This window comes from Acanthopleuribacter pedis, assembly GCF_017377855.1.
GTDB lineage: Bacteria > Acidobacteriota > Holophagae > Acanthopleuribacterales > Acanthopleuribacteraceae > Acanthopleuribacter > Acanthopleuribacter pedis.
Genome location: NZ_JAFREP010000029.1, coordinates 116938 through 141593, shown reverse-complemented (window position 1 = coordinate 141593; position 24656 = coordinate 116938). Strand labels below are relative to the sequence as shown.

The 24656-nt window shown below is 54.9% G+C and carries 19 protein-coding genes and 1 pseudogene; 10 read left to right on the top strand and 10 right to left on the bottom strand.

Annotated elements, in window-relative coordinates; all coding sequences use genetic code 11:
- The first annotated feature begins 136 nt into the window (after positions 1-136).
- From J3U88_RS26190 to J3U88_RS26165, 6 genes are all read left to right on the top strand, one after another.
- Positions 137-703: a hypothetical protein gene (locus J3U88_RS26190; protein WP_207861968.1), complete on the top strand. Its 567-nt coding sequence runs from the start codon at positions 137-139 to the stop codon at positions 701-703.
- A 221-nt stretch (positions 704-924) separates the two neighbouring features.
- The gene (locus tag J3U88_RS26185; RefSeq protein WP_207861967.1) at positions 925-1521 is read left to right on the top strand and encodes a hypothetical protein; all 597 of its coding nucleotides are present in this window, start codon (positions 925-927) and stop codon (positions 1519-1521) included.
- A 32-nt stretch (positions 1522-1553) separates the two neighbouring features.
- Entirely contained in the window at positions 1554-3446 is a 1893-nt protein-coding gene (locus J3U88_RS26180; protein ID WP_207861966.1) for a type IV secretory system conjugative DNA transfer family protein, read from the top strand.
- Positions 3383-4357, top strand: a complete 975-nt coding sequence (locus tag J3U88_RS26175; RefSeq protein WP_207861965.1) for a hypothetical protein — start codon at positions 3383-3385, stop codon at positions 4355-4357. Before J3U88_RS26180 ends, J3U88_RS26175 begins: the two co-directional genes overlap by 64 nt.
- A gap of 448 nt (positions 4358-4805) precedes the next feature.
- Positions 4806-5210 carry a helix-turn-helix transcriptional regulator gene (locus J3U88_RS26170; RefSeq protein WP_207861964.1) on the top strand — a complete coding sequence of 135 codons (405 nt, stop codon included), beginning with the start codon at positions 4806-4808 and terminating at the stop codon, positions 5208-5210.
- A 293-nt stretch (positions 5211-5503) separates the two neighbouring features.
- The gene (locus tag J3U88_RS26165) at positions 5504-6520 is read left to right on the top strand and encodes a hypothetical protein (protein ID WP_207861963.1); all 1017 of its coding nucleotides are present in this window, start codon (positions 5504-5506) and stop codon (positions 6518-6520) included.
- 35 nt (positions 6521-6555) lie between these two features.
- Here the strand turns inward: J3U88_RS26165 and J3U88_RS35430 are convergent, their stop codons facing one another.
- Together J3U88_RS35430 and J3U88_RS26155 are read right to left on the bottom strand one after the other, a co-directional pair.
- Entirely contained in the window at positions 6556-6738 is a 183-nt protein-coding gene (locus J3U88_RS35430) for an AbrB/MazE/SpoVT family DNA-binding domain-containing protein (protein WP_207861962.1), read from the bottom strand.
- A 17-nt stretch (positions 6739-6755) separates the two neighbouring features.
- A complete protein-coding gene (locus J3U88_RS26155) occupies positions 6756-7103 on the bottom strand; it encodes a hypothetical protein (RefSeq protein ID WP_207861961.1) in 348 nt (115 codons plus the stop codon).
- A 301-nt stretch (positions 7104-7404) separates the two neighbouring features.
- Here J3U88_RS26155 and J3U88_RS26150 point away from each other — a divergent pair, with 301 nt between their 5' ends.
- Complete coding sequence (locus J3U88_RS26150) at positions 7405-7857, top strand: hypothetical protein (RefSeq protein ID WP_207861960.1); 453 nt, start codon at positions 7405-7407, stop codon at positions 7855-7857.
- Between the two features lie 7 nt (positions 7858-7864).
- Here J3U88_RS26150 and J3U88_RS26145 read toward each other — a convergent pair whose 3' ends face one another.
- Positions 7865-9220, bottom strand: coding sequence for a hypothetical protein (locus J3U88_RS26145; protein WP_207861959.1), 1356 nt, complete (start codon positions 9218-9220; stop codon positions 7865-7867).
- 303 nt (positions 9221-9523) lie between these two features.
- Between J3U88_RS26145 and J3U88_RS26140 the strand changes: the two genes are divergently transcribed.
- Positions 9524-9715 carry a hypothetical protein gene (locus J3U88_RS26140; protein ID WP_207861958.1) on the top strand — a complete coding sequence of 64 codons (192 nt, stop codon included), beginning with the start codon at positions 9524-9526 and terminating at the stop codon, positions 9713-9715.
- Between the two features lie 145 nt (positions 9716-9860).
- Positions 9861-10379: pseudogene (locus J3U88_RS26135) on the top strand (protein kinase); the annotation flags it as partial.
- 7 nt (positions 10380-10386) lie between these two features.
- On the opposite strand, the gene J3U88_RS26130 reads toward J3U88_RS26135, so the two are convergent.
- The 4 genes from J3U88_RS26130 to J3U88_RS26115 all read right to left on the bottom strand — a co-directional run bounded on the left by J3U88_RS26130 (position 10387) and on the right by J3U88_RS26115 (position 12220).
- Complete coding sequence (locus tag J3U88_RS26130) at positions 10387-10803, bottom strand: hypothetical protein (protein WP_207861957.1); 417 nt, start codon at positions 10801-10803, stop codon at positions 10387-10389.
- 13 nt (positions 10804-10816) lie between these two features.
- Positions 10817-11302 carry an RHS repeat-associated core domain-containing protein gene (locus J3U88_RS26125; RefSeq protein WP_207861956.1) on the bottom strand — a complete coding sequence of 162 codons (486 nt, stop codon included), beginning with the start codon at positions 11300-11302 and terminating at the stop codon, positions 10817-10819.
- Positions 11295-11606 (bottom strand): ECF-type sigma factor, encoded by a 312-nt coding sequence (locus tag J3U88_RS26120; protein ID WP_207861955.1) that lies wholly within the window; start codon positions 11604-11606, stop codon positions 11295-11297. Before J3U88_RS26120 ends, J3U88_RS26125 begins: the two co-directional genes overlap by 8 nt.
- Before the next feature lie 251 nt (positions 11607-11857).
- Positions 11858-12220, bottom strand: a complete 363-nt coding sequence (locus J3U88_RS26115; RefSeq protein WP_207861954.1) for a hypothetical protein — start codon at positions 12218-12220, stop codon at positions 11858-11860.
- A 156-nt stretch (positions 12221-12376) separates the two neighbouring features.
- Between J3U88_RS26115 and J3U88_RS26110 the strand changes: the two genes are divergently transcribed.
- The gene (locus J3U88_RS26110; protein ID WP_207861953.1) at positions 12377-13327 is read left to right on the top strand and encodes a tyrosine-type recombinase/integrase; all 951 of its coding nucleotides are present in this window, start codon (positions 12377-12379) and stop codon (positions 13325-13327) included.
- A 224-nt stretch (positions 13328-13551) separates the two neighbouring features.
- Here the strand turns inward: J3U88_RS26110 and J3U88_RS26105 are convergent, their stop codons facing one another.
- The 3 genes from J3U88_RS26105 to J3U88_RS26095 all read right to left on the bottom strand — a co-directional run bounded on the left by J3U88_RS26105 (position 13552) and on the right by J3U88_RS26095 (position 24292).
- Positions 13552-14991: an integrase arm-type DNA-binding domain-containing protein gene (locus J3U88_RS26105; RefSeq protein WP_207861952.1), complete on the bottom strand. Its 1440-nt coding sequence runs from the start codon at positions 14989-14991 to the stop codon at positions 13552-13554.
- Between the two features lie 239 nt (positions 14992-15230).
- Positions 15231-19424: a hypothetical protein gene (locus J3U88_RS26100; protein WP_207861951.1), complete on the bottom strand. Its 4194-nt coding sequence runs from the start codon at positions 19422-19424 to the stop codon at positions 15231-15233.
- Positions 19421-24292, bottom strand: a complete 4872-nt coding sequence (locus J3U88_RS26095; protein ID WP_207861950.1) for a hypothetical protein — start codon at positions 24290-24292, stop codon at positions 19421-19423. The genes J3U88_RS26100 and J3U88_RS26095 overlap by 4 nt, the downstream gene beginning before the upstream one ends.
- Positions 24293-24656 lie beyond the last annotated feature (364 nt).

The following is a 24656-nucleotide window of genomic DNA, read 5'->3' as shown; positions in this document are numbered from 1 at the left end:
GCGTATCCTGCACTTTATGCGGTGTCGACCCGAAGAAGTATCTGTCGGAAACGATTATGCGAATCCGCAACGGCCGCGGCTTTCAGCTTCCCTATGCATTTGCCAATGAGCACGAGACCTTCAACCTGATCTAGCGTTGGCTCGTGGTTCTAGCTTAAAGGAAGCGAGGGCGCGTTTTTGCCTGCTCGTTGGTAGGCTTACGTTCATCTGGCAAAAACTGGAAGCTGACTATCGACCCACCCCCCTCAACCTACATGACCCTGAAGCCAAAACCGTTGGCCGAGTTTCAGCGGGTATCACTTGGGATGCCACCGTCGACTTGGACTTGTTCGTCAAACACCGTGATGACGATCAAGAACTGTCCTATGGCAGGACTCGGTCACGGAACCTTGCGGGCGTGTTTGTGCGCGACATTCAAAGCCGTCCTGAAACCAATGGGTTCGAGACTATCTACTACGGCAAGGATGTTGATCTCCGACGCTTCGAGCCCATCTACGTGAACTTTTATGGTGGCCGCAGCCGGAACCCGATTGAAGGCCAATTGCGACTGCAATTTGGCGACCAGATTTACGTTCGCAAGTTCCGCATCACCGCCCAATACGGCAACAAAGGAAGAGGGAACCGCGATCATCACCCCTGCTGGGTAAAGTTCACCATCCCGGAAATCTTGGCAGGTGAACTCACTCAGCCCAGCGACCTCTGATTCGACCATCCCGCCCTTTTCTGCCCACATCCGATCCTCGCTGAGACGGGAAACCAAAGTGAAGCACCACTGAAGCCCATTTGCCCAAATTTACGGCAATGTGTTTCTCGTCCAGACAGATCAAACCCACCGGGAGCCGCTCAACTTGTGCTCTCTGCCCGAAGTGCGTCTGGAAATAGGCACTTGAGCGGTTCCCGGATTTATCTCAAAGGAGATGCCACATGCCTGATATCAACTGGGCCTTTTTTGCCAGCGCACTCATGAGCTACGGATTCGGCTGTCAAATACTCGCCAAAGGGCAACAGAACCACGGTTCTGTCAGCCCGAAAGACTTCGGATTCATTGTGGTTGGGGTCCTTGCCGCCCTCCACTTTCGTAAAGTCCTGCCACTTACCCAGCGGGGAATACCCATCATGACGCTGGATACCGCGCCCCTGCTCATTTTGTTTGGAGGGTACCTGCTGCTCATCCTCAGCCCCCTTCTAGCCAAAGCCCTATACACCCCCGGCCTCCCTGGGCGACTACTCAGGATCGCCGGAGCGATTGCGGGGTATGTGGGGTGTTTTCTTTGGATGCAAGAACGGACCAGCCTGAGCGTTGCCGCAAATCAGTTGGTCTCAGGAACGGTCGCGTTTCTGTTTCTGGGACCCGCCTACGCCATTTGGCAGCAGTGGGAAAAGTGGCGCTCTCAACGCTGTCTGAAAAAACAAGAACAGGAATGCCGGGCTCGTCAACAGCGCTTTGCAGAACAGAAAGAAGCGGAAAAACAGGCCGAAAAAGATGCGTTTGAAAAACTGGTCCGCGACCTCGGCAAATAACGTGAGCAGAACCGACACAAAAGGAGGGACCGATGATCCAATCTGCGGAGCGCCTACTATTGACCAATTGGAACACCTACTGGCGAGAAGCCCAAGGTGCAGCCGACACCGATCTCCCCATAGGCGAAACAACCCTTCAGGGACTTTCCGCCAGTGCCCTGGAAGCGTTTTGTACCTACCACAACCGACGATTAGACATCCTTCTCAAAGGGGCCTCGAAATCACATTCATCGGAATTTATTACCAACCTGCGCAACCTAAAGATCCCAAACCGTCAGGAATTCGCCGAACTGAGAAGTGATCAAACAGAAAAACACCGAATACCGGCGCACCTTCGGGGCCAAGCTCGGCTCGTTGAGAGTTGGCATGAATGGGTATTTAGCGTCCCGCCGTTATCGTCAATTTACCGTGACTACGCTCGAAAAAAGAGGATTGCCGTCTACCTTCCCGAATCGGCTCAGGCCAAGCACGGACTCCTGCTGGGTCAAACAGGGTCAGGGAAGTCTGAACTCCTCAAAGCGCTCATCATGCGCGATGTAGCCCAAGTACGACTCCCTGGACAACGGGAAGGAGGGAAACGGGCCGTTGTACTGATCGAACCGACCGGAAATCTCAGCAGGGATGTCGCCAAACAGGCGATTTTTTGGGTCGACTATTTGGAACGGCAAAACCAGGGAGAGGAATCAAACCTGATTCTGTTTGACCCTACGCTCGCCGCTGAGGAGGGACTTTTTCCAAGCTTCAATCCATTCGACCGCCAGGGCCAATCCCATTCACCACAGCAAATCGATACACAGGCCCAATTCTTGACCACCGCGTTCCTGGCCATGCTCAATTCCAACACTGAACTGAGCCTCCACCAGGCCACCCTGCTTCACCCTCTTATGGTTCTGTTACTAAGCACTGAGAACAGTCGCTTTACCGATCTCGCTGACCTCCTACGTGGCGAGAGTGACTTCCTACAAACGAACGCACACCTGCTCCCAGAGCACCATCGAAAGTTCCTGTTAACACGGCTATACCACCGGTCCTTTGACCGCACCCGTTCTTCGCTGGAAACAAAACTCACCTCGCTACTCAACTTTGACGTGTTCCGTCGTGTCGTTTGCCAAAAGCGAAGTTCCTTTGGCCTCCAAACAATACTCGACCGAGGACAAACGCTCATCGTAAGCCTACCGAAAGGTGCCATCGGCTCGGAAGTCGCTTCTTGCATAGGACGACTGTTCCTGGCCAGTATCTTGGCCGTGGCATTTGGACGGAGCCACATACCACCGGAAGAGCGCATCCCAATACATGTATACCTTGATGAGGCCCATAATTTCTTGGGAGATACACGCACGGTGCCGGAAACGCTAGCCGAGGCCAGACAATTTCTCCTCCGCCTTTTCCTGGCCCAGCAATACCTGGGTCAGAATATTGACCGCGACATGCTTCGCGCCATTGTCAGCAATACCAATGTCAAAATCGTCGGTAAAAGTACCGTCACCACAGCCAAGACGATGAGCAGCGAAATGCGCATCTCGCCCGACTCGTTTCACGATCTCAGACCGGGACAATTCGTGGTGCAATGCGGGTCGAAGCCAGCCACAACCTGTCAGGTTTTTGATACGCATTTGGGAACAAAAACCGAAATGACATCGGCGCAATGGAACGAGCTCCGGCAAGCCCAAATTTGCGACTATTACCGCGAGAACAAGGATGTTGAACATCAGGGAGACCCTCACCACGATACTCAGCTCCACGAAGAGATGGCGGGCTCTAAAGTCCCTCTGGACCAAACAGACGAGATAGAGCCCCCCTTTCCTGACGCCCCACATTTCGACCTTGATCCTGACCCAGGGCATGAACACGGTGAGGCCTCATGGAACATCCAAGTGAAGCCGAAATACAAATCCTTCATGCCCTCAACCGGTACGGATACCTGACCAACGACATTTTGCACCGCATGTTGCGCATAAGCCCTTCGCTCCGTTGGACACAGCAGCTTACCCATCAGCTTTCCCAGCGGCGAACCAACAAAGCGGAGTTCATTACCACCTTGAAGTTTCCCCCGAGCAGTCGCACCGGCAAATTGCCGTATGTGTATTGCCTCGCCCCGGCGGGAAAACGTTTCCTTGAACGTGATTCACCAGAAGAGAGCGAGCCATCGTTGGTTGCAAGGTACCCGAGTTTCGGAGTACGGGATTACGAACACCGCCTGTTGACCATCAAAGCCCACATCGCCTTGAGCCAACTCTTGGAACAGCGATATCCCTTCCTGGAGATCCGGCATTGGGATCGGTATTTTGTGAAAACCGGACGCAACCGGCACCGCAATGGTGGGAAGCCCTTATGGGCGGAAACCCGCTTGGAGTTACCTGGGGAGAACCGGTTCTGTATCCCCGATGCCATTTGCGAACTCATTGACACGCGGCAGTCACCGCCACCATCAATGCTCTTTGCCTGGGAAATAGCTTGCGGCGCCGACACAAAACGCAACTTGTACCAGCTCTCGCGGCATTTGGAATGCCTGACCACCAAAGTACTCGCCGCGAAGTATCGTCGGCATCAAGCACACACCATCCTGCTGCTGTGCCAGGAACGCCCCCTGTGCTCGGCCATTCGTCGGCGTTTTGTGGAATGTTCACCGAAAGCATCGAGGCTGTCGTCGCGGGTTCTGCTGGCGTGCGCAGAGGACTTCTTTGTGGACCCGGAAACCTGCTGGCAAGCCCCCATCATCAGAAACCAAGACGCCCACTTTAGCTTTTTGACGGGCAAGGTAACCCCGTTTCCAACACAAGTTCGTGGGGCTTCCAGCGCCGAAAAGAACCCGCCCCTGAACTCGCAGGAAGGATGAGATTCCTCCTTTCCCAAGTCAGGTACACAACGCCATCGGCTGGCCTGGGCTGACGTCTTTCCGGTGAAAGCGGGATCTGATTCCAGCCGGATTCCTAACTGCGTTTTGGAGTTCGTTTTGAACTGCGTTTTGCTCTTCGTTTCGGTCTTCGTTTTCCACTGCACTTTGCTCTTCGTTTTGGGCTTCGTTTTGACCTTCACTTTGAACTGCATTTTGGACTTCGTTTTGACCTTCGTTACTGCGAAGCGCTAAGTGCCTCTATCCATGCTGGTTGAACTCCTTTTTTTCATTCAAGCCGAAGGGACTTCCGCCCTTCGGCCTCGTCTCCACTTTCCAGAACCTCAATCACCTACACCATGACTCATCACAATCCACCACCCAACTCGTCACCACCACTTTCCATCCACAATACCAACAACCAACCATTACCCCTAATTGGAGGACCCCTATGACCGCCATATTTTCTGGCCGGCCGGCCGTGCGCGCCCTGCTGGTTGAACTTTCACTCAAAGCACAACTTCTGAAAGACGATCCCCAGGAACTCGACCGTTTCATCCAACAACAAGAACCACAAATCGTGAAAGCGATCCTCTCGGGAAGCCAACTGCTCAACGAAACCCAGGTAGCCCAGCGCTACGGAAATATTTTCTCGGTGAAGCGGCTTCGCAACATGCGATACCGTGGCACCGGCCCATATTTTCACAAGCTGGGCGATCACAAAAACAGCAGAGTGTTCTACAAGGTCAGCGACCTCGAACACTTCATTGCCACTGCACAGCAACTCACTAACTTTCTACCCGCGATGACCGTCACAGCTACCGCCAATTCGCCTCATAACAAGAACGGCTTGTAGTGTTACGGGTCACGGAGCTCGCCTCTTTGGTGAGCTCCGACTTTTTAAAAATCCCAACCGGGAAAAATGAACAAAGCCTTCGGTCAATTCGCCCTGACGAAATAGAAGGTTTTGAGCAATTCAAGGCTGTGGTGAAGCAGGTCATGACTGCGCTCGCATACCGATTGGGTTTAGAAAAACGCGCTACTTCGTGGGGTCAATTCGCCACCCTTGAGGTTCCCGAAGACGTTCTTTGACGAGGTTGAAATTCACATGCAAACGAGGGAATTTGTAGTGTTACGAAGGAAACCAGTATGGCCTATCGCGTAATTAAAACCATTCGTGGAGTCCAGTACCTCTACGAACAGAGTTCATACCGAGTAGGGAAAAAGGTATTCACCAAATGTCGCTGTTTAGGCCGGGTCGATGGTTTTTCTGGGTTATCCGATTCCCTGACCGTACGAAGCGATCTTGTTCCCGACCAATCGGCCGGAGAAGTTGATACCGCTTTGCCCGGACCTGCGAATCCACCTCGGGTACAGGCTCAAGCCGAACGATCCATTAAAAACATTGCCCCGTTAAGTATTCGGGTGGAGCTAAGCGATCATCGTATCAGCGCAAAAAGCCTACACAAAGAAGTGGACCTGGCCCTCGGCCTTTTGAAAGCTAATGGGGTCGCCCCGTCCTGTTTTCCCGATATTGCCGTAAAGTATGCAAATGAGGCGGGCTTCCGGCGCAGCTGGAGAACCGGCAAATACACCGTTTCCCTTCCCTGGCTCTCAACAGGAAAACGGCAACAATTCAAACGGATCTTTTCTCAAACGGTGAGCCACGCCGTTTTGGACGCGGTCGGGAAGCAGGACCCGCTGAAGTACTCGCAGATCGCGGAAGCTTTCGATGCAGAATACCGCGCATCAACCACGGCTATCGCATCTTACCTACTGCATGCGTCACCCAAGGGTTGGTATTCCCTCGTTTCGTTGTACGTATTCCGACTCGTCAACCGCTCACGTGAATGCCTGCCAGCGGCGAGTAAATTGGGTATGGTCGATTTCCAAAAACGCCGGGGCTGGCGAGATGAAGCGACCAAATTGATGAGTTTGATTCGAAAGCAGGGCTATGAATCGGTCTTGGCCGCCAACCAAAAGGAATTGGCTTCCAGCCGTCGAGCTATTACCCTCGCAGGAAACAAAATGCGTTCGTTGGTACCCTTTCTTCCACGTTGGTGGAAAGCACGACATAAGTTCCGAGCTGAGCTGGCACGGGAGCAGGCCATAATGAGTCAGCAAAGAAAGCTTCAGTTGCTCATTAACCTTACTTTTAAAAGATAATAAAGTGGCCAAACAAAACACGCGCTAAACTGATTTTAGGAGTCGCCACCTTTTATCTGCTCTAAAAAGGACTTCCCATTGAAGGGCTTTATGATAAAGTGCCCTTCTGATTTCACGTATTCAATAAAAACCAAATCTTTTGGTTTGATACCCATGTCTTTATAGAACTCGCTAGGGAGTGTGACTTGATGAGATCGATTAACTATCCGAACAAACATTACAAATGCATTAAAGGTTAAGATAAAACACCTGCTTCTTTTGATATCACTTTGGTCCAGTATTCATAAACAAAATCGAATATCACTATGCAGTCGCTGTCATTGTCTCCTGTCATGGAGATATTGGCCTTTTCTCTCTCGAGAATTGAATCGATTTCACTTTGATGACCTTCTATGAATTTCTGAACTTCAGAACGGTCAACACTTAAATCAATTACTCCATTTCGAAGAATGATACCAACTCGTTCTTTCAGATCATGATCATCCACACAGTCTGATAGGATGTCCGAAGCAATTAAGTTTTTCAATCCTGTTGATTGATTTTTGACTTCCTCGAGCTTGGCGATAAGTATATTGGATGTCATGACGAAGCAGATAAAAAATTAAACACCCTCAATGTACACATATTTTACATGTACTACAAAAAATATGTATTTACATGAATCTAAATATGTGTCGAAATATTTATTTCAACAACGAAGGGGGGGAATTTGTTTGAATTTCATGCCGAGTCTTTGCTTTGTTTCTCACCCCTCCAACTTTCATGAGAAAGTTGGGACGTAGATCCCTCTTTCAATTCTTTGAATTACTGCTAGAATCTCATCGATTTAACATTGAAACATGTCCTTAATTAGCCCGGATGCAATACCTACTGAAGCTATCGAAATGACCCTTGAGAAAGAATTTAACATTACAAAACAAGAAACCATCAGGCTTCATGATCTCAAAATTATTGCCGATTTCAAATACGGTAAGAAAAGCCACTTGCTCTGTCCTGCTGATCGCATAGCAATCGGTCAGGTTGAAGATTCATTTTTTGCAATCAAGTACTCTTACACAGGTTTTTTTGTGGACAAATGTGCAGCAGCCGGTGGAAGCTTTAGGTCTGAAAAATTCAAAGAAGGAGAGGTTTTCACTATAGACGTAACAACAAATTTAAATCACGAAACAGAAAAAGGTTTTAAACTAATTCACTTTGTTTACCAAGAAGACTACTCACCTCCGTTAATTCACGTGTCTCTTTTTTGCTTGGTTTTGGTGATTCTTGTTTTGATAACTTCTTTCTTTGCTTGGGTCTCTTCAAGGAAGAAAGCGACCAAACGGTCGCCTTCTCCCTGAGGTTTTCTTAATCTTCCTCGATGGTGATAAGAGCCTGAGTTGACATGCTGTTCCAGATGTAGGTTTTCACGGGTTCTGTTTTTCCTCCCATTATAACCGTTATTTCGTTCTTTCTTGAGTCACTTCTGTTTTCAGTATATTCAACTATAACACCAGCATGCACAGTGAAAATACCTGTGTAGTAAGCTAGTATTGCAGGGTTACCTTTGTCGATTTGAGCTTTTATTTTATCCCAAAGCCGGAAAGAATGTTTTCTAGAAACCCATCTTCCTTCACCTCTGCTATTAATATGCTTGACTCCGTCGACGTAATTCCCAGGACTTGTTCTAGCTCCGCCGTTCCTTTCAACGCAATACGTTTTTAACTCATATCGGAGTTCATCAATTGCCCAAATTATGTCAGGATCATCGATTTCAACATTCCAATCATCGCCAGGGCGACCTACCATTCCGGGATAACCATTTCGATCCCAATACTCCATGACCGTAACCCAAGCAATTGGAACACAACCCGAATTGCATTGATAGATTCCTTTGGTGTCGTTTCTCCATCTCAAATCCTTCTGATAAAAATGAGCAAAGTCCGTAACACCCATCTTTAATGCCTTCTCAGAGCTGAATCCAGAAAGAGTTGAAACCGTAACTTCTTCACTAACTGGTGTGAATTCCTTCTTAAGAAGCTGGAGTCTTTGGGATTTATTATCTTTCTTGAATTTTTCATATTTTTCTTCAGGGACATTCTGAAAAAAAACTTTTTCTCTTACTTCTGATGACGGGTACGCTTCAACGGAAAAAGGATTTATTGAAATCCTTGAATAATTCATCCGATCAATAGAATATTCAAGAATTATATTCGATGAACCTGTATGCAGAAAACGAAAAATGGCTTTATCAAAATCATCTTCTCCTAACTGAAGAAGTAATTCTCCCATGAGCTTCTCGGTGATTGTTGATCCTTGCTTGGTGTAACATAAAATCGGAGGCAGGTTCTCATTCTCCTCGATAATAATCCAACCTTTTGGACTGTCATCAATGGCGTCAACAATCTCTACTTCCCAGGCAAGTAATGACGAATCCAGAGACCATAATGGGTTTACATTTTTGACTTTGGTATTTTCCCATTCCTTCCAGCCATGAATTCTGTATTTATCTCGAACGAAAAAATCCGAAATTCGAACAGCGTCCAAATGCGATTTCATATAATCATTATCAAACCTCATCAGAGAACTCTGAGGAGAAGCATAGGCATCAGTATGGGAAAAACTATCTCCAATACTTGCCAAGGAATCTGAATCACTTTGAGAAAATGCACTGTAGGAACAGAGTAGAAAGGACAAAAACAGAATGTCTGTCTTTCTGATCATGAACAACACTCCTGCGATATGTTTTTATGTGCGAACGCTGGGTCTTTCAAAAAAAATTTAAGCGCAGGTTTTTTTTGAGTGCAAAATTAGAATGGTTTATTTTTGACCAGTTCAGTTTTTCGCTCTCTGCCTTTCGTTTTTTTGACAAGACCTATGAACTACAGAGGACATCTGGCATTAAGCCAAGATACACAAAAGAAAAAGGGCTAGATCTAAGGAGGGGCAGGACAGAATTTTAGCAGCACTGATCCACCTTTAATTGCGTTTTTCAAAACGAAAACAGCTCAATTTATCTGAGCTAGGATGAAAAAATGGTCCAGCCACCCAACTTCCAAAAAGAAGTTGGCGGAAGGGGTGCCGCCGGTGAAAACACCAGCGGCAGAATGGCAAGTGAATTGGCCAAATCATTCCGTGATGCAACAAGAGAAGAAGGATTCAGGTGGTCAAAGCTCAAGCCATTTCCAGGAATATGAAGGCATTTCAGCATATCCGTAGAAGGTCTTGATCCCAATCTGATTTCGAAGAAACCAGGCCAGAATCTCCGGATGCCAAAAAATGCCCCCCCCTCACTAATAAAAACGGATTCCTCTCAGGCTTTTTCCAGGCTTTTTTCGTTTTTGTCCCAAAGCAGGGCACCCCTGAATTTGCCAGCCCCGAACAAATCAGTAACCAAAAGCTGGATATTCGCTCTGATGTTTTTTCCTTTGCGGCTTTGGCCCATTTTCTTTTTACTGGGGAATCGCCTTACCGGGGAAATAATTCTGAAGAGGTTCTAGAACAAAGAAAATATGAGAGCCTGGTTATTTCAGAACCGTTCCCGGAAATGAGGTTTGAGGAAGAGGGTTTTCGACAGCTTTTTACCAAAGCGCTTTCTCTTTCTCCGCGCTCTCGGCCACAAACCATTGATGACATTCTGAGTAGCCTTATTGCATTACCTAAACGCCAGGAGGATAACTTCTTCCCCAATGATGAACACGGCATTTTAGCTTTTTCAAGAACTGGAAAAACAATGAAAATCCCTGATTTCAATAAAGAACAAAACAACTCACCAAGAATTAGCACTGATTCACCCATTGTCACCCTAGATCAATTAAAAAATAAGACGTGCGCCATAGAAATAAACACCAAAAAAAACTCCGCTTTAAACTATATCGATTAGGCGGAATCTAAAATAAACCCCTAGCTCTTTTTAATCCATTAGTAAAAACCTCTAAATCAGGCAGATAAGATGTAAAACTGCACTCGAAGCGGTCATCAGGACCTAGCTTTGGTGTAAAGTCTAAATGAACTTCTATCTGACCTAGTAGATTAATATCGAGCTTTAATTCAAACTTTCCAAGGTTATCGAAAAGAGTAGCAACACCCTCTTGGCCGGGCATGAATTCACCTGTCTCATTTAAGAATTTTTCCATTTTACAGCCAGATGTTTGCAGGTAGCTTTTTCCAATTGCCCATGGTGACTTTATAACAAAAAGAAGAATGATATCATCTAGTTCACTTGAAGATAGATCGCCAAATTCTAGAATGTAGCCATTTTCCCCTCTTAGGGCAGCCTGAATGTTCTTCATTTCAAAATTCACCATACAGCCTCGTTAATTATAATAAATCTTCTAAATCAACTTCCCAACCAAAGTTCTTCATCCTTCTTGGCCACTCTTTCAAAGGTACAATATCTCTATGGACAACCACTCCATTCCTTACAATCATATTGTAAACAACTTCTTTCCCATTTCTGATTCCTCTCAATGCATATCCCAAACCTCCTCCTCGCACTGTGGTGGGGACTGTTTTCAAGATTGACTCATCAAAGGAATGTGGAAAATTATGATTATAAGGGTCTTCTAGAGCCCTTCTTTCAACACGTGGATCATAATCAGGGCTCTCCCAATCGAGATCAACATCAGTTTCCTTATCGCAACTGGTTAACCCTAGTGGATCGAAGGAAGACTGTGGATTTTGAACATATGCCGGACTTCGAAACCCACCTTGAAGCCCAATCGGATCAGGGCTGATGTACTGTGATGAAGAAGGATCGTAGTAGCGATGGCGATTGTAATGGAGGCCGCTTTCGCTGTCAAACATCTGTCCCTGGAACCGGAACGGATTCTCCCGAACCACGACGGCGGACCTCATCCACCAGGAAATTGCGCATGATGGTGGCTACCAAGTTATAAAACTGTCCTCGGTTCTGGAATTGGCAGTTCTCCATTTTGGTGAGCTTGATATACGCCGCGTTGACCAGCTCGCCGGTATCGACCAACCGGTTCTCTCGCAAAAGGCCGCGAGCACGCAGTTTAAGTTCTTCGAATGCAAATTCAACGACGAGGTTCAGCGCCGAGCGGTCTTTGTGAAGCTGCCACCGGGCTAACTCTTGGGTGATATCCACTGCCGCTTCCTCCGCAAGAAGTCCTCATCATACTTATTGCGGAGATTCTTACAAAATCAGCTCACCTTTGAAAAGCGGCAATTGCATGAATATTCAAGCAACCGCAAATATCGCATAGGTGATCCAACGAGATCACCCTCCGAATTTTCACCAAAAAAGAAGCGGCGACAAAGAAGAGGTCTTGTCGCCGCGATTCTTTGGATATCGATGCCTGTGTTTTGGTGTGGATAGATTGGTCGTGCGTTCGTTACCTATCCGTTTCGCTGTTTTGAAGGAGGGTCCTGTTTCCAACGCGAGCCGAACCAGCCCCGTACCGGTGCCTGGCCCGGCATTTTGATCGTGCCGTCACCTTCGTCGGGAAACTGGAAACGAACACTCTTCCGGGCCAGACAATGCCGGATTTTCACCCGGAGTTTGTGTTGTTCGTGGACATCACCGGGGACCTCAATCAAGTTTCGCTCGAAAGCCAGTTGGACAATTTTGGCTGGGGTGTACACCTCGTTATCCTCTAAATACGCAAGCAGGTAGTCATATTTGCTTGGGCGACCCACGCCACGCTTCTTTTTGGCTCGTGGCGCCGGTCGGACATCGCCATTTTCTACGTTACAGTTCATCCTCAATCTCCTTTTAGTGAGCTGGTGAGCAGCTTGAATTTTCGCTAAACTGCTCTTGTAAAACAATTTATACAATCTATTGGTGATATGATCTGTTATCACAATCAAAACGTTTCACGGCAAGGGCACACCTCGATCCCCCGCCTCGGAGAGCGCTTGGCAAATGGCGAGACCGACAACGAGTCCATCCACCAACTGGTATCTCAGTTCTTGGGCTTACAGCAATCCGTTCATACCAAACGGGCGTATCGTGCCGACCTCAAACAGTTCACCACGCACCTGATCAAGCGCGACTTGTCGCACGATTGCCTACTCAAAGTTTCACCACGTGAGTTACATGCCGAATCGATTGCGTTCCTGAACCGGCAAACCAAACGTGACCCAGTCAGCGGACACATTCTCAACACCAACACCTTGAACCGCAAGCGCTATTGCTTGGCCTCGTTTTTCCAATACTTGCATTCGGTGTATGGGTACCCCCACAACCCCATTCACGGCATTAAGGCATACCCAAAACAGGAAGCCAGCAACACGCCGATCTTGTCGGCCGAGGAAATCCGCTCGTTAATCAAAACGCTTTCTGAGCGACGGTCGGAGGGGTTCTCCGCGTTCCGAAACTATTTGGTCATTGCCACCCTCTTTCATTTTGCTTTACGTCGCACCGAACTCGCCGGTTTGCGCTGGGATCAACTGCATCCCAATCCCTGGCATTTCGCCATACGACAAAAAGGGAACCGCCTGAAGTATGTCCCCGTGTTTCCCGAACTCATGGCCAGGCTTAATGAGTATCGTTTGGTCGCCCCCGAGGGCGAGTACCTGTTTTCACCGGCACAGAACAACCGCACGAAAAGCCTCAACAAACCGTTATCCACCAACAGCATTCTCAACATCGTGGCCAAAATCAGCACACTTTATCTGGGTGGAAAACACATTACGCCGCACAGTTTTCGGGCATCTTTTATCTGTCATGCGCGCGACTTAGGTCTCGACGATAAGACCATCATGAATGCCACGGGGCAGACCAGTACCCGAACCCTGAACTATTACGATATTCGAAACCGTCTTCGTTCCAACGGGGTACTCTTTTTCCGCGATTGGTTCGCTTAAACCCACACCAGGCCTCGGTTTTTCTGGTATGATTATTCGCGGATAAACAACTTATTCTATTGGTGATAACAGATCTTATCACAATCAAAACGAATTCAAAATTATCCTTTTTAGGTTTCGGCACCTCTGATCTTTTTGCTTGCCGAACCGACCCCTGGAATTCCCGCAAACAGCATACCTATAGAAACTGCACGGCATACGTCATCTCTAGCCTTTGTCCAAAATTATGATGCTGCACCAGAACCCCGCACCGAACGTTCGGCGAGTAATCGGAGCGCTTCTTCTGGGTACAAACCAAGTTGAAGCGCAAAACGTTCCAGTTCGGCCAAAGCATCTTCTTTACTGTATCCACCTTGAGATCGGCAGATTTCACCGAGATGCTCGGCCTTACAGCGAAGGATATAGTCACAAACTTTCTGGAAAATTTCGCGCCGACGCTCAGGATTAAATCCCGGATTAATGTACCCCCCTGTCACCCCTCCCTTGAAGGCATGGTTCAAAGAGCGTTTCAGTTTCAGAAAGTCAACGCCAACGTCGTCGGCGATAGAAGCAAATGTACGACGGCACGCATGGAGCCCGAAATCTAGGCCTGAGATCTCCCGGAGCAACTTTGCTCCTGTCCCGTGACTCGAAAATGGTTTGTGAACTGAATGGATACCTGGAAAAACATAGGGGCTCAGGGTTGTGCGTTCACCATGAATTTTCCGCAATAAATCCCACACAAACGATGAGAGGGGAATCAAATGATCTTGCTTGTTTTTTGTTCCCCTAAAGTACTTCGTTGCGCCTTTGACCTCACCAGGAAGGTGTATTAAGCCCTGTGCCAGATCTACATACTCCCATCGCAGGCAGCGTGCCTCAAGCCCTCGCATTCCGGTAAACAAACACAAAAAAACCAGGGTGCAATAACGCCGCGTCATGATCGTATTTGGGACTTTCGCAATCCTCCCTTCCGCCCACCGCTCAACGGTCACAAAAAAGCGCCCCAAGTGACAGAGTGGAATAAATTGGCGTTGCTGCTCATCAGGCTTTACGTGCTTAAGCATTAGCTGCGCATAGGGTACTGGGTTTTTCTGGAGCAGCCATTCTCCGTTGACGCCTTTAAAGAAAGGCGAGCAAGTGTTCCAAACATTGCTGAATAAAGAAAGGAATTTGAAGCACCCGTCACGAGCTGTTTTCCGAACTTCAAAAAACTGTTCGACGAGCATTTCCGGGGTAATCTGGGTAATGTCCAGATCCTGCCAAGACTTGGGAAAATGATATTTCACTTGGTAACGGTAGGAACGAAGCGTTCGGGGACTCAGATCAGTCTTAAGCTCGAAAAATCTTATGACCACGGTTTTTAGACGAATATCAATCTGGAAGTCGGAAGCCTTTCTGTTTTTGAGCTCTTCTCGTGGGTCAATTCCACGTTCACACTGGTTCGCATAATACCGAGCCAACTGACGAGCCTCATCAATGGATACAGCCGGAAAGGCCCCAATGGTGATCTTCACCGGCGAGCCCTTCGAGCCACTGACGCGCTTCTCAAAAACGAAACTTGACCGTTTCTTGCGCACGTTGAATTTTAAACCGACGACTTCCCGATCCTTAATGGTGACCGGTTCGCCCTCACGGACAAAGTTGGAAAGGATGGTTTTGTTAAATCGGATGGTGGCAGACATGAGAATCTCCTTCGAATCGAATGTTAAGAAGGAGAAAAGCGCTTTTCTCGTGGCGACACATGGTCGACAAACCCAATCTAAATCAGGCGTCTCCAAAAGTAAAAAGCGTCGCCTCTCTGGACCTTTACAATACCTAAGTGCAACAAAAAAATCAGGTTATTAGAAACTGATCCCATCCAGTGGGAGGCACGAGAAAATGCTTTTTGTGGACTTGGGGTCGGCGGATTGGATTTTCCTCCCTAGCCCGTCGCCGTTTCGGTGGTTTTTGGGCGCCAGAGGCGGGGGCGGCGGGGGGTCGCCTCGCGGCGGAATGGGAGCAGGCCGCGGCGGGCGCGCCAGAGCCAACCCTTTTCCTGGTCGCGGTTGAGCCGGGTTAATTCGTCAACCGCGCGCTGGTAACCGATCCGCTCGTCGGCCAAGTCGCGGTACACCCGCAACGCGCGTTTCTTGCGCTGCACCGAACGACCCGCTTCCAGCAAAGCTTCGACCCAGGCGAAAGCCGCTTGCAGCCAAGGCGCGTCGCCGCCCTCGCTTTGGGCCGTGTCGGCGCGGTTGGCGGCTTGCTGTTGCAACCGCGTCAGCAGCGTTTGCATCCGGCGCCGTTGGTTTTCGTCCCGTTCCCCCGGCACCAAGCTCTTGAGTTTCGCCGCGGTGGCCGCGCGCGTCAGGTAACCCAAACCCGGGGCCTCGGCCAGTTGCGTCAGGGCGCGGGTGCAGTCGGCGGCCGCGTCGCTTTCCAGCAGGTCGAGCATCTCGCTTTCCACTTCCCAGCGCTGCCAAGCCTCGATGAAGGCCAGCCCCGGACCTTTGATGTTCTGTACCCCGAGGATGCGGTTTTCCACGCCCGGCGGCGTCGCGGCGTGGATGCGCTGCAGCAGCACGTCCCCCTTCACCGCGGTGTCGTCGACCACCAAAAACCGGCTTTGCAGCCGTTCCCATAACCAGTCGAAGAACCGGTGCTGTAAGCCGGCGTCCGGCGACGCGGCGGCCTCGAGTTCGCCGCGCAGGTCGCACCAAGTCTGGTAGGACCCACGCAAAGCCGCCAAACGCGCGCAAATCTCGGTGACAGCGACCGGCTCAAGGATGGCTTTCAAGGCGCGTTGCAGGGCGGCCGCGTCCAGAACTTTGTCCAAAACCTTGTCCTGCAAGTCGGCGATTTGGTCTTGGCCGAGCTTGAACGGGGTCAGCCAGGTGGCCAGGCGGTTGGCCAAAAAGGCCGGTTCGAGCGGGAGCCGCAGGCGGTGGGCCAGACTCGCCGCGGCCGCGACCGCATCGCCGTCTTTCCACAGGTCCTGGCCCTCGCTGAAGTCACGCCAGGCGTTTTGCAAAAAGCCTTTGAAACCACGCAGGTTGCTGCCGACCAGCACGATACAATCGGCGGGCATATCGCGCACGATCATGTTGGCGAACACATGGGAACGGGCGACGCGGTCCTCGCGGTTGTTGACGAGCAGGGTCACGAACACGCCGGCATCGGCCACTGGATCGAGTTTGTCAAAACCCAAACGCTGCCAATTGGTCAACGCGCCCAAGCGCTCGTTGGCCGACATGCCGTTGATGAAGGTCAGCCGTGCATCGCCCAGATCGGCGAGGCGAAATTGTTTGAGCACGCCCACGTCGGGCACGACGCGGTCGGCCATTTCCTTCAGCGCCCAGTCGCGCGCGCAACCCAGGTGTTCGGCCATTGAGGCGACCAGCGCGATGTTGTTGGGATGCTCGGCGTAGGGAAAACGCGCCAACAGGTCCTCGGGCAACAGGTTGATTTGGCACTGATCCACGTGGGTCAACACGGACTTCATGCGCGCGGCCTCGGTGGCCAATAGGGGCGCCATCTGCTGCTCGCTGGTGAAGACCTGGGAAGCGCGCGGCAGGAAGCGCGCGATGGTGCGCGCCACGTCCAAACCGGACGGACCCTGTAGGTCCTCGTGGTCGGGATAGGTGTTGGTGATGGTGGCCAGGTCGTCGCGCATCCAGCTCTGTTGCAGGGTGGCCACGTACTCGGGGGTCAGCCCCATGCATTCCCACAAAAACACGTCCGATTTCATGGCGGCGGCTTGGCGCACCACGTCGCCCTGCTCCCAAATCGAGGCTTTGTTGTGGGGTCGGAACAGCGGCAGGTCCCATTGGCGGCCGTAGGGATCGGCCACGATGAAACGCGCCTCGCAGCCGGTGGTTTTGGAGAACAAGCGCAGGCCCATGCCGTGGAACAAGGCGGCCTTGAGCCGTTCGGTACCGGACTTTCCACGCGTGCCCCAGCCCCCAACCGACAGACCAATCCGTTCCCTGGCCCGGCGAATGGCCCGGAAGGAAATCAGGTGGCGCAGCATAAAAAAGGCGGCGATCAAGGTGCAAAACAGCAGCAGATCGCCCAGTTGGTTGGCGTAGATTTGCACGGCGTAGGCACGAAAACCTTCCCACAACTCGGCGAACCCGACGGTGGGCGCGGCGGCGAAGAAACGCCCCAGTTTGGCGTCGACGGGTTTTTCGGGGTGGCTTTGGATCTGTAACTGAAAACCCATGGCCCGCAGTGCTTTGCTGTAGGCGTCCGGGCCGAAGCCGTCTTGCGGTTGCCAATTGCGCAGGCGCGCCAGCTCGGCGAAACGAAGGTTGATGCGCCAAGCCGCGCGCTGCCGTTGCAAGAACCCGGACGGCGCCGACAAGGTGACCCGTCCCTCGCTGGTGTGGAACCGCACCTCGGAAGCGCCCAGGCTGACATCAAGGCAGGAAAGCACGTCGTCGAGCAACGGCAGGAAGGGGCGCCAGTCGCCGTCGCTCTGGAGCAATAGCGGTTCGCCCGGCACCTTGGTGGGTGAACACTCGGCGTTGCGACCGCCGGGAAACCGGTCGCGCGCGCTGGAGAGGCGGCCGACGGTATGGCGATGACCCTGGCGTTTGTCGGTGGCGGGGTTGTTGAACTCGTGCCACAGGCGCCACAGGCGCAAGCCGAAGCGCGGGCCTTTGCGCAGGTACACGCCGTGCCAGGTTTCTTCCAGGTCGTAGCTGTCGCCGTCTTGGGCGAGCACGGCCAAAACACGCAGGGTTTCGGCGCGACGGTTTTCGGCAAACCAGCACTTGGGCAGGCGGATGCGGCGACCGGCGGCCAAGGCTTGGGTGCGTTGGGTCAGGGACGCCAGCATGGCGCGCGTTTCGTCGCCACGCGCACACCACAGGCGTTCGATCATTTTGCCGGCCTGGCGGCGCAGCGCGACGCTGTTGCCGCTGTCGCGCGCAAACAACAGCGTTTGCTGCAGCCGTTGGGCGACGGCCTCGGCCTGACGCGGCGCGGCGGCCTGCCACATGTGCAGCATCGGCAAACAGGCGGCGACGGCGGCCTCGGCGGCGGGCCCCTCCCGCCACGCGGTGAGGCAGCGCTCGAATTGGGACAACACCCAGGAACGCGTGTCGGCACGACGCACCAAAGGTACCAGGGCGTAGACGGCGTAAGCACGCACGGAGGCGGCGGCGTCTCGTTCGGCCAAGGCGGGCAGCAAGCGCGCCACGACGTCGCCGGGCTGGGCGCACAGGGCGTCGATGCAGGCCTGGCGCACATGTTCGCTGGGATCGGCCGCGGCACGCTGGAGCACATCCTCGGGCAGCGGCGCGCTGCCGGGCCGGGTCGCCAACCGCAAGGCGCGGGCGCGCAGGAAGCGTTCGTCCCCGCTGTCGGCGACGCTGAAACAATGATTGAGGGCGGGCACCAGGGATTCCGGCTCCAGCAGGGTGACGACCGACAAACAAGCGGCCCGCGCCCAAATGGGTCGCGCGGTTTCGCTGGGATAAACACGCCACCAAGCGGGCACGCGGCCCTGGAACAAGGCCTCGCGATCCGCGGTGGAACAGGCGGGCAACCATGCGGCCAAGCCGGCAAAGGCGGCGGTCACCACGGCCGGGTTGTCGCGGTAATCCGACGCCTGTTGCACCAGTTCCGGCCAGTTCACGCGGAAGACGAGCGCATCGTGATTCGATCCCGGTTCATTTAATAATGTAGTGAGCAAACCGCCGAGCCGGGTCAGGCACCACACCCAGCGTTGTTCCAGCTCGCCGCGACGCCGTTGGCAGCGGTCGCGCAAGGCCTCGAAATCCAGGAAACGCGCCACGGCTCGGGCGTCGCCGCGCAACTGCCGCGGGCTCGCGCCCAGGTCGCGGGCGAAATCGAGCAAGTGTTGCTTGCGTTGCCAGACAGCCGCGGCCTCGTGACGCTGTTGGAATAAGGCAAAGCGTTGGTTGCGTTGCAGCAGGCGTTGCGGCATGGCCACGATGCGCGCGCGCAGGAAGGCAATCACCGCGGCGGTTTCGCCGTCGGGCGCGTCACCGGCCTGCTCGCGGATGGCCGTGAATTCGCGCGCGGTTTGGCGCGCTTGTTCGCGGTGCAAGCGCTGTTGATGGGCGGGAAGCCCGGCCAACAGCAGGGTTTCGATGCGTTTCTGACTCATGGCGTCACCTCCGCCTGCCGGTTCAATTCGTGTTTCAAGCGCCGGAACAGAATGTCGGAGCGGTCGTAGTGGCGGTAGTCGCCGCGGGCGCCCCAGGCATGGCTCAGGAGCAACCATCCCCCAAGGCGGCCGTCGTCGTTGACGGTCAAACGCAGGCCGGCCTCGAAGCGGCGCCCGCCGTGACGTTGCAGGCGGCGGCGCAGCTCAAAACCGTGGCGGTATCGTTGGTATTCCCTGGTGCGGTGGTCGTCTTTGTAAAAGTGGCGGCCGCTGCTGAACAGGCTGAATTCCCAAGGCCCCATCAACTGGTCCCAGCCAAAGCGGTAACCGGCGGAATCAAGCGAGCCGAACCAGTCCTCATTGCCGGTCACGCCGAGGTTGAGGGTGAAGCGGCTGTCGGCAAAGGGCGCGTAGGCCAGACGATGGTCCAAGCGCAAACCGTGGCGGTGGTTGTCCTTGTAACGGGTGTAAACGGCGAAGTCGACGGCGTCGGCTTGAACCCCGTCCAGGTTTTCCAAGCTGAGGTCGCGGGCAAAGGCGGAAATCCGCCAACGTTGCCGCCAGTTTTGGGTCAACTGGAACGACCGTTGCCAGCGCGCGCCCAGTTCCGCGGACCAAGCGTGTTCGTCGGCACCGCCGAGGGCGGCCAGGTCGGCCTGTTGCGAGAAAAGGCGACCCTGGGCCTCGAACAAACCACCGGCCAAGCGGTGGCCGTAGCGGGCTTCGAGGCCGAGGGTAAGCGGATCTTGGCGCCGTTCGCGCAGCACCGCGCGCAGGCGCCAGGCGTGGCCGCCGTTGCGACGGCGCCAGGTGAAATGGACCGCCTGGGAATCATCGTTGCGGCTGCCCGCTTCCTCGTCGAGGGGCTGCTCCAGGCGGCGCGCGACCAGCGCCAAATCCCAAGTACCGAATGAGGCGGCGGGTGGCGGCAGGAACTCGGTTTCCCAATCAACCGGCGCCGCGGCGACGGTTTGGCCCAGGTCGGCGAAGGCCCGGGCGGCGGTGAGTTGGGGTGGGTTTTCGGTATGGATGGGTTCGTCGACGCGGCGGAACAAACGCGCGGCCAAGCGGTAAAAACTTTGGCGTTCGCCGGATTGCGGGGTCAGGGTAAAGGTGGTGGGCGTGTCGGTCACGAAGTGGTAATCGACGCGGGTGCGGCGTCCCTGCAGCGTTTCCACGCGCAGCCAGGTCGGTTCGAACAGGCGCAGGGTCAGCGGTTGCGCTTGGGTCGCCGCCATGAACAGGCGCGCGGTTTCCTGCTCGCAAAGCAGTTTTTTGGGATCGCAATCGATTTCAAGCGCTTGGTTCAGCGAACTTTCTACCAAGTGGATCTCCAGCCGTTGCGCGCCGGCGGGGACCGGCAGCTCGGGCAAAAACCAGTGTTGGTCGCGCGGCTGCAGCACCAACTGGTGGACGGCGCCGCGGTCGAAACGCACCGCAACGGTCACCGCGGTGGGCAAGGCGGGATTGACGGCCTGGACGCGCAGCTTGGGAAAACTGAGGCGACCGCGCGCCGAGACAAAGCGTTGCGATTGGCCCGCCCACAGGCGCACGACGTTTTCGGGACGTTCGCCGAGCAGGGTTTCACGGGTCAGCAGGAAGGGGTTGGCGGGGGTTTCCGAATCGATGGGCCGCACGCCGGCGAAGTCGTCGACGGCGCGCAGGACTTGCCAAATGGTTTGTCGTTTGAAGGGTGCGAACAAGCTACGCACGCGGGGATCCTCGCGGTGTTGTTCCACGAGCACGGCGGCGTGGGACAAGGCCCATTGTTGCCGTTTGCCGCGCACGAAATCGCGATGCAGCAGTTGCATTTGCTGCACGGGATCCAGATCCGGGCTAGGGGTGAAGGGTTTGCGGCCGGCGGCTTGCAGCGCCAACTTTTGGGCGGGATCGCGGGTGAAGGCCCATTGGCGACGGGAGAATGTCGGCTGCACGGCGTCGCCGCGGAAGGCCCGGAAAAAAGCGAGACCGGTCAACGACTCGGGCAGCAGGAGCAGCAGTTCGCCAAGCCGGGTTTGCGCGGCCGGGTCAAGCTCGGGTCGGCGCAGCAGCAGGTGCGCCCGCTGAAAATCATCGAGCGGTGCCCCCATGGGTGCCGTCTCCAGGTTCGCGATGTGCTGTCGGATGCGTGCCAGGGCCGCGTCAAGCTGAGCCGCATCGTCGGTTTTGACCTGTAGCAGGTAGCTGCCGCCGCGGGGACGCCAGGCCAGTTCGTGAACGCCCGGGCCGACCGCGAATTCGTGGACGATGCGCGGGCCGACGCGACCGTCGTCGTCCAGCACTTGGTAATGGGCGACCGGCTTGCGGCCGTTGCCCGCTAGCCAGGTCAGGCCGCCGTTGTGCCAGAGTTCACAACCCAGGTGGGCCGTTTCCCCGTCGGCGGGTAAGTAAGGGCGCAGGGAAACCTGAACCCGCCGCGGTCCTTGCACCCGCAGGCGCGCGGTGTCGTCGACGGCGATTTTGACGGCCTCGCGCCCGCGATCACGGCCGGCGTGGTACAGCAGTTCGGTGGTGCCCCCGGTAACGGCGTCGACGGCGTCGGCCCAATCGGTTACGGGCCGGCTTTGCCGTAAGGCTTCGCCCCGTTGCAGTTGCTCAAGTAAGGCGGGCAGGGTCGCGGCCGGGGTGGTTAGGCCGGCGAGGGCTTCGGCGTAGGCGGCGTCGGCTTCACCGGCGGCACCGGCATCGGGCAAAAGCAGTTGGGCGGCGGGTAGAAAACCGCCTTGAAGCGCGGCACGCCCGCGGAACAGGGCCGCTTCCGCCGGGCTGAGTTCGGCGACGGCCGATGCGAGTAAGGCGGGGTCACCCTGCAGGGCAAGTTCGGCGCGCAAACGCGCGTCGGGGTTGGGCAACAACGCCAAGGCGTCCAGCGCGGCGTTACCTTCGCCGCGTTCGGCCAACACGCGCGCCAAACGCGTCAGCGCGGCGGCGTTTTGTTCCTTGGCGAAGTGGTCGACACTGAGACCCAGCACGAAGCGGCCCTGGTAGTAGCGCCGGTAAAAATGATCGAGATGATCCACCGCGGCGATGCGCGCCGCAACCTCGGTTTCGTTGTGGACCATGGCATGCGCGGTCTGTTTGGCCAACACGTGTTCGCCCAAGCGATGCAGCAGGCGCACCAAGGCCAAACGATCCGCGCCACCGAAACGATGCGCCAATTCCCGGCGCAACGGCAAGGCGGCATGCACATCGCCCTCGGCCTCCAGCCGGTCCGCCTGCACCCGCATGGGTTCGCCTGCTGCAGGGTTGGCTTCCCGCACGGGAAAAGCGGTGTATTCGGCGGGGTCGCTGCTGTTGGCGGCGACGGTGTCGGCGAAGGTTTGGAAATGGGCGCGCAGCAGCCAAGCGGCGCGATAGCCGGCGGCCTCCTCGGCGGGCAAGGGGCGACCGTCGAGGAACCACGACAGCAGCGGGCGTCCCAGTTGCGCGGCGTAGAAACGAACTTGCTCGCCGTCCAGGCGCGGTGTGCGCCCGTGGGCGTTCGCGACGCGGACGGGCAGGTCGGCCGGGGCGGTGAGGGTCAAAGCCCGGGTTTGCGCGGGAACGGGCAGGGTCAGGGAAACCCAGTTCGTGGTTTCATCCTCGGCCGGCGGCGTCACCAGCAGTTTTTGCGGGTTTTGGCCCTCGACCTCGAGGGTGATTGCCGCGGCCGCGGCCAGGTCGCGCCGGTCGACGGAAAGGCGCAGCCACCCGGCCATCGGCAAAGCCGCCAAACGGTAACGATGCGTGCGCTCGGCCTCGGTTTGTACGACGGTGGTGGGTCGCAACCCGCGAAAGTAAATGACGCGGTCACGGAAGCGCCGCGCCCAAAGCGACAGGTCACCGGTGTAACCGGCGGCCCACTGATCCAACTCGGCGGCCACCGCCAGGCCCGCCTCGCGTTTGTCATGGGCCAGGCTTTTGGCCAAAAGCTGAACCACGGGTTCTTGGGCGGCGTCCACGGTCGCGGGCCACCAAGCGGGCAGCGGGCCGGGCACGGTGCTCCGCGGTGTGCGTTTGGCAACGCGGTTCCACCGGCCCAGCAATAGGTCTTCCTGATCCTCGCCGGCGACGCGTACCAATACGGGGCCGGTCGCCTGGAAACGCAGGGTCACTTCACCGGCGGGAATGGCGAGGTAGCGGCGACGAAGGGTGGTGACCTCGGTCGGGGTTGCGGCGTTGTTGCGCCATTGCAACCCGTCGCGAACCGGCGCATGTTCCATCCAAAACCCCAGCGCCTGGCTGTGATCGTCAAGGTGGAGGTGGTAATTTTTGTCGCGTTCACCGGCACGCAAAAGGGCGCGGCTGTCAACGCGCAGGCGCATCGGTCCGGTGAGGCGCAGGCTCAAAGGTTGCGTGGGGGTGACCTCGCGGTAGCCGCGTTTGGCCTCGCCGTCGGCCCCCTGCAGGCGGGTACCGGGTTCACCATCGGTCAGCAGGCGCCAGTGGACCGCGTCGTACCAGTCTTGTTGAACACCCTGAAAAAGAACGAGTTCGCCAGAGGTTGGGCCCTGTTGACGCACCAATAAAAAACGCGCCGAGGCGGGGATGACCACACCGGCGCGGGTCGGTTTGGGTAGGGGTGCGAACAGGCCGTCGGCGTCGCCGGCCCACAGGGTGATCCCCTGCCCCGCGTCGGCCTCGGCCCAAACACCGCGTTTCAATTCGAGGCGCACCAAATCGCGCCGACCCAAACGGAGCAGGGTTTCCCCGCCGGCCTCCAGGATGAGGCGGGCGCGTTTGTCGGAAAATTCGGGTCGCGTACCGCGTTGCCAGGTCGTTTCGTCGAGGCCGCGCCAGTGGACCGGCGGGGTTGCCGTCACGGCGGGAAGCATAAAAAAGAGGAGGAGGAACGCAAGGATCGGTGGAGCAAAGGCAAGCTGTTTCACGGGTCTTTCTCCCAAATGGTAAATAAGGCGTGCCGCGCAAGGCGGCCCGGCGGTTCGGGTTTGAACCTAAGAAGCGTGATAACTCGCGCTTCTTAGGTTGAACACGACCGGGCGGGCGGGCAAACGATCAATACCGGCTACTACGCGACCCCGGTGCTTTACCCCGACCAGGGGGATGAGAGCTGGGTCACAAAATAGGCAAAACCCGAAAAAAGCCGGCCCGACCAAAGGCGGACAACGAAAAAAGAAAAGGCACGCACAAAACGAGGCCGGAACACCCGAGACGACGCGGCGCGCCAAAGCAAAAAACCGCTGGGAGACATGGGTTGAACAGGTATCAGTTATCAAACGATGGTCACGCCAA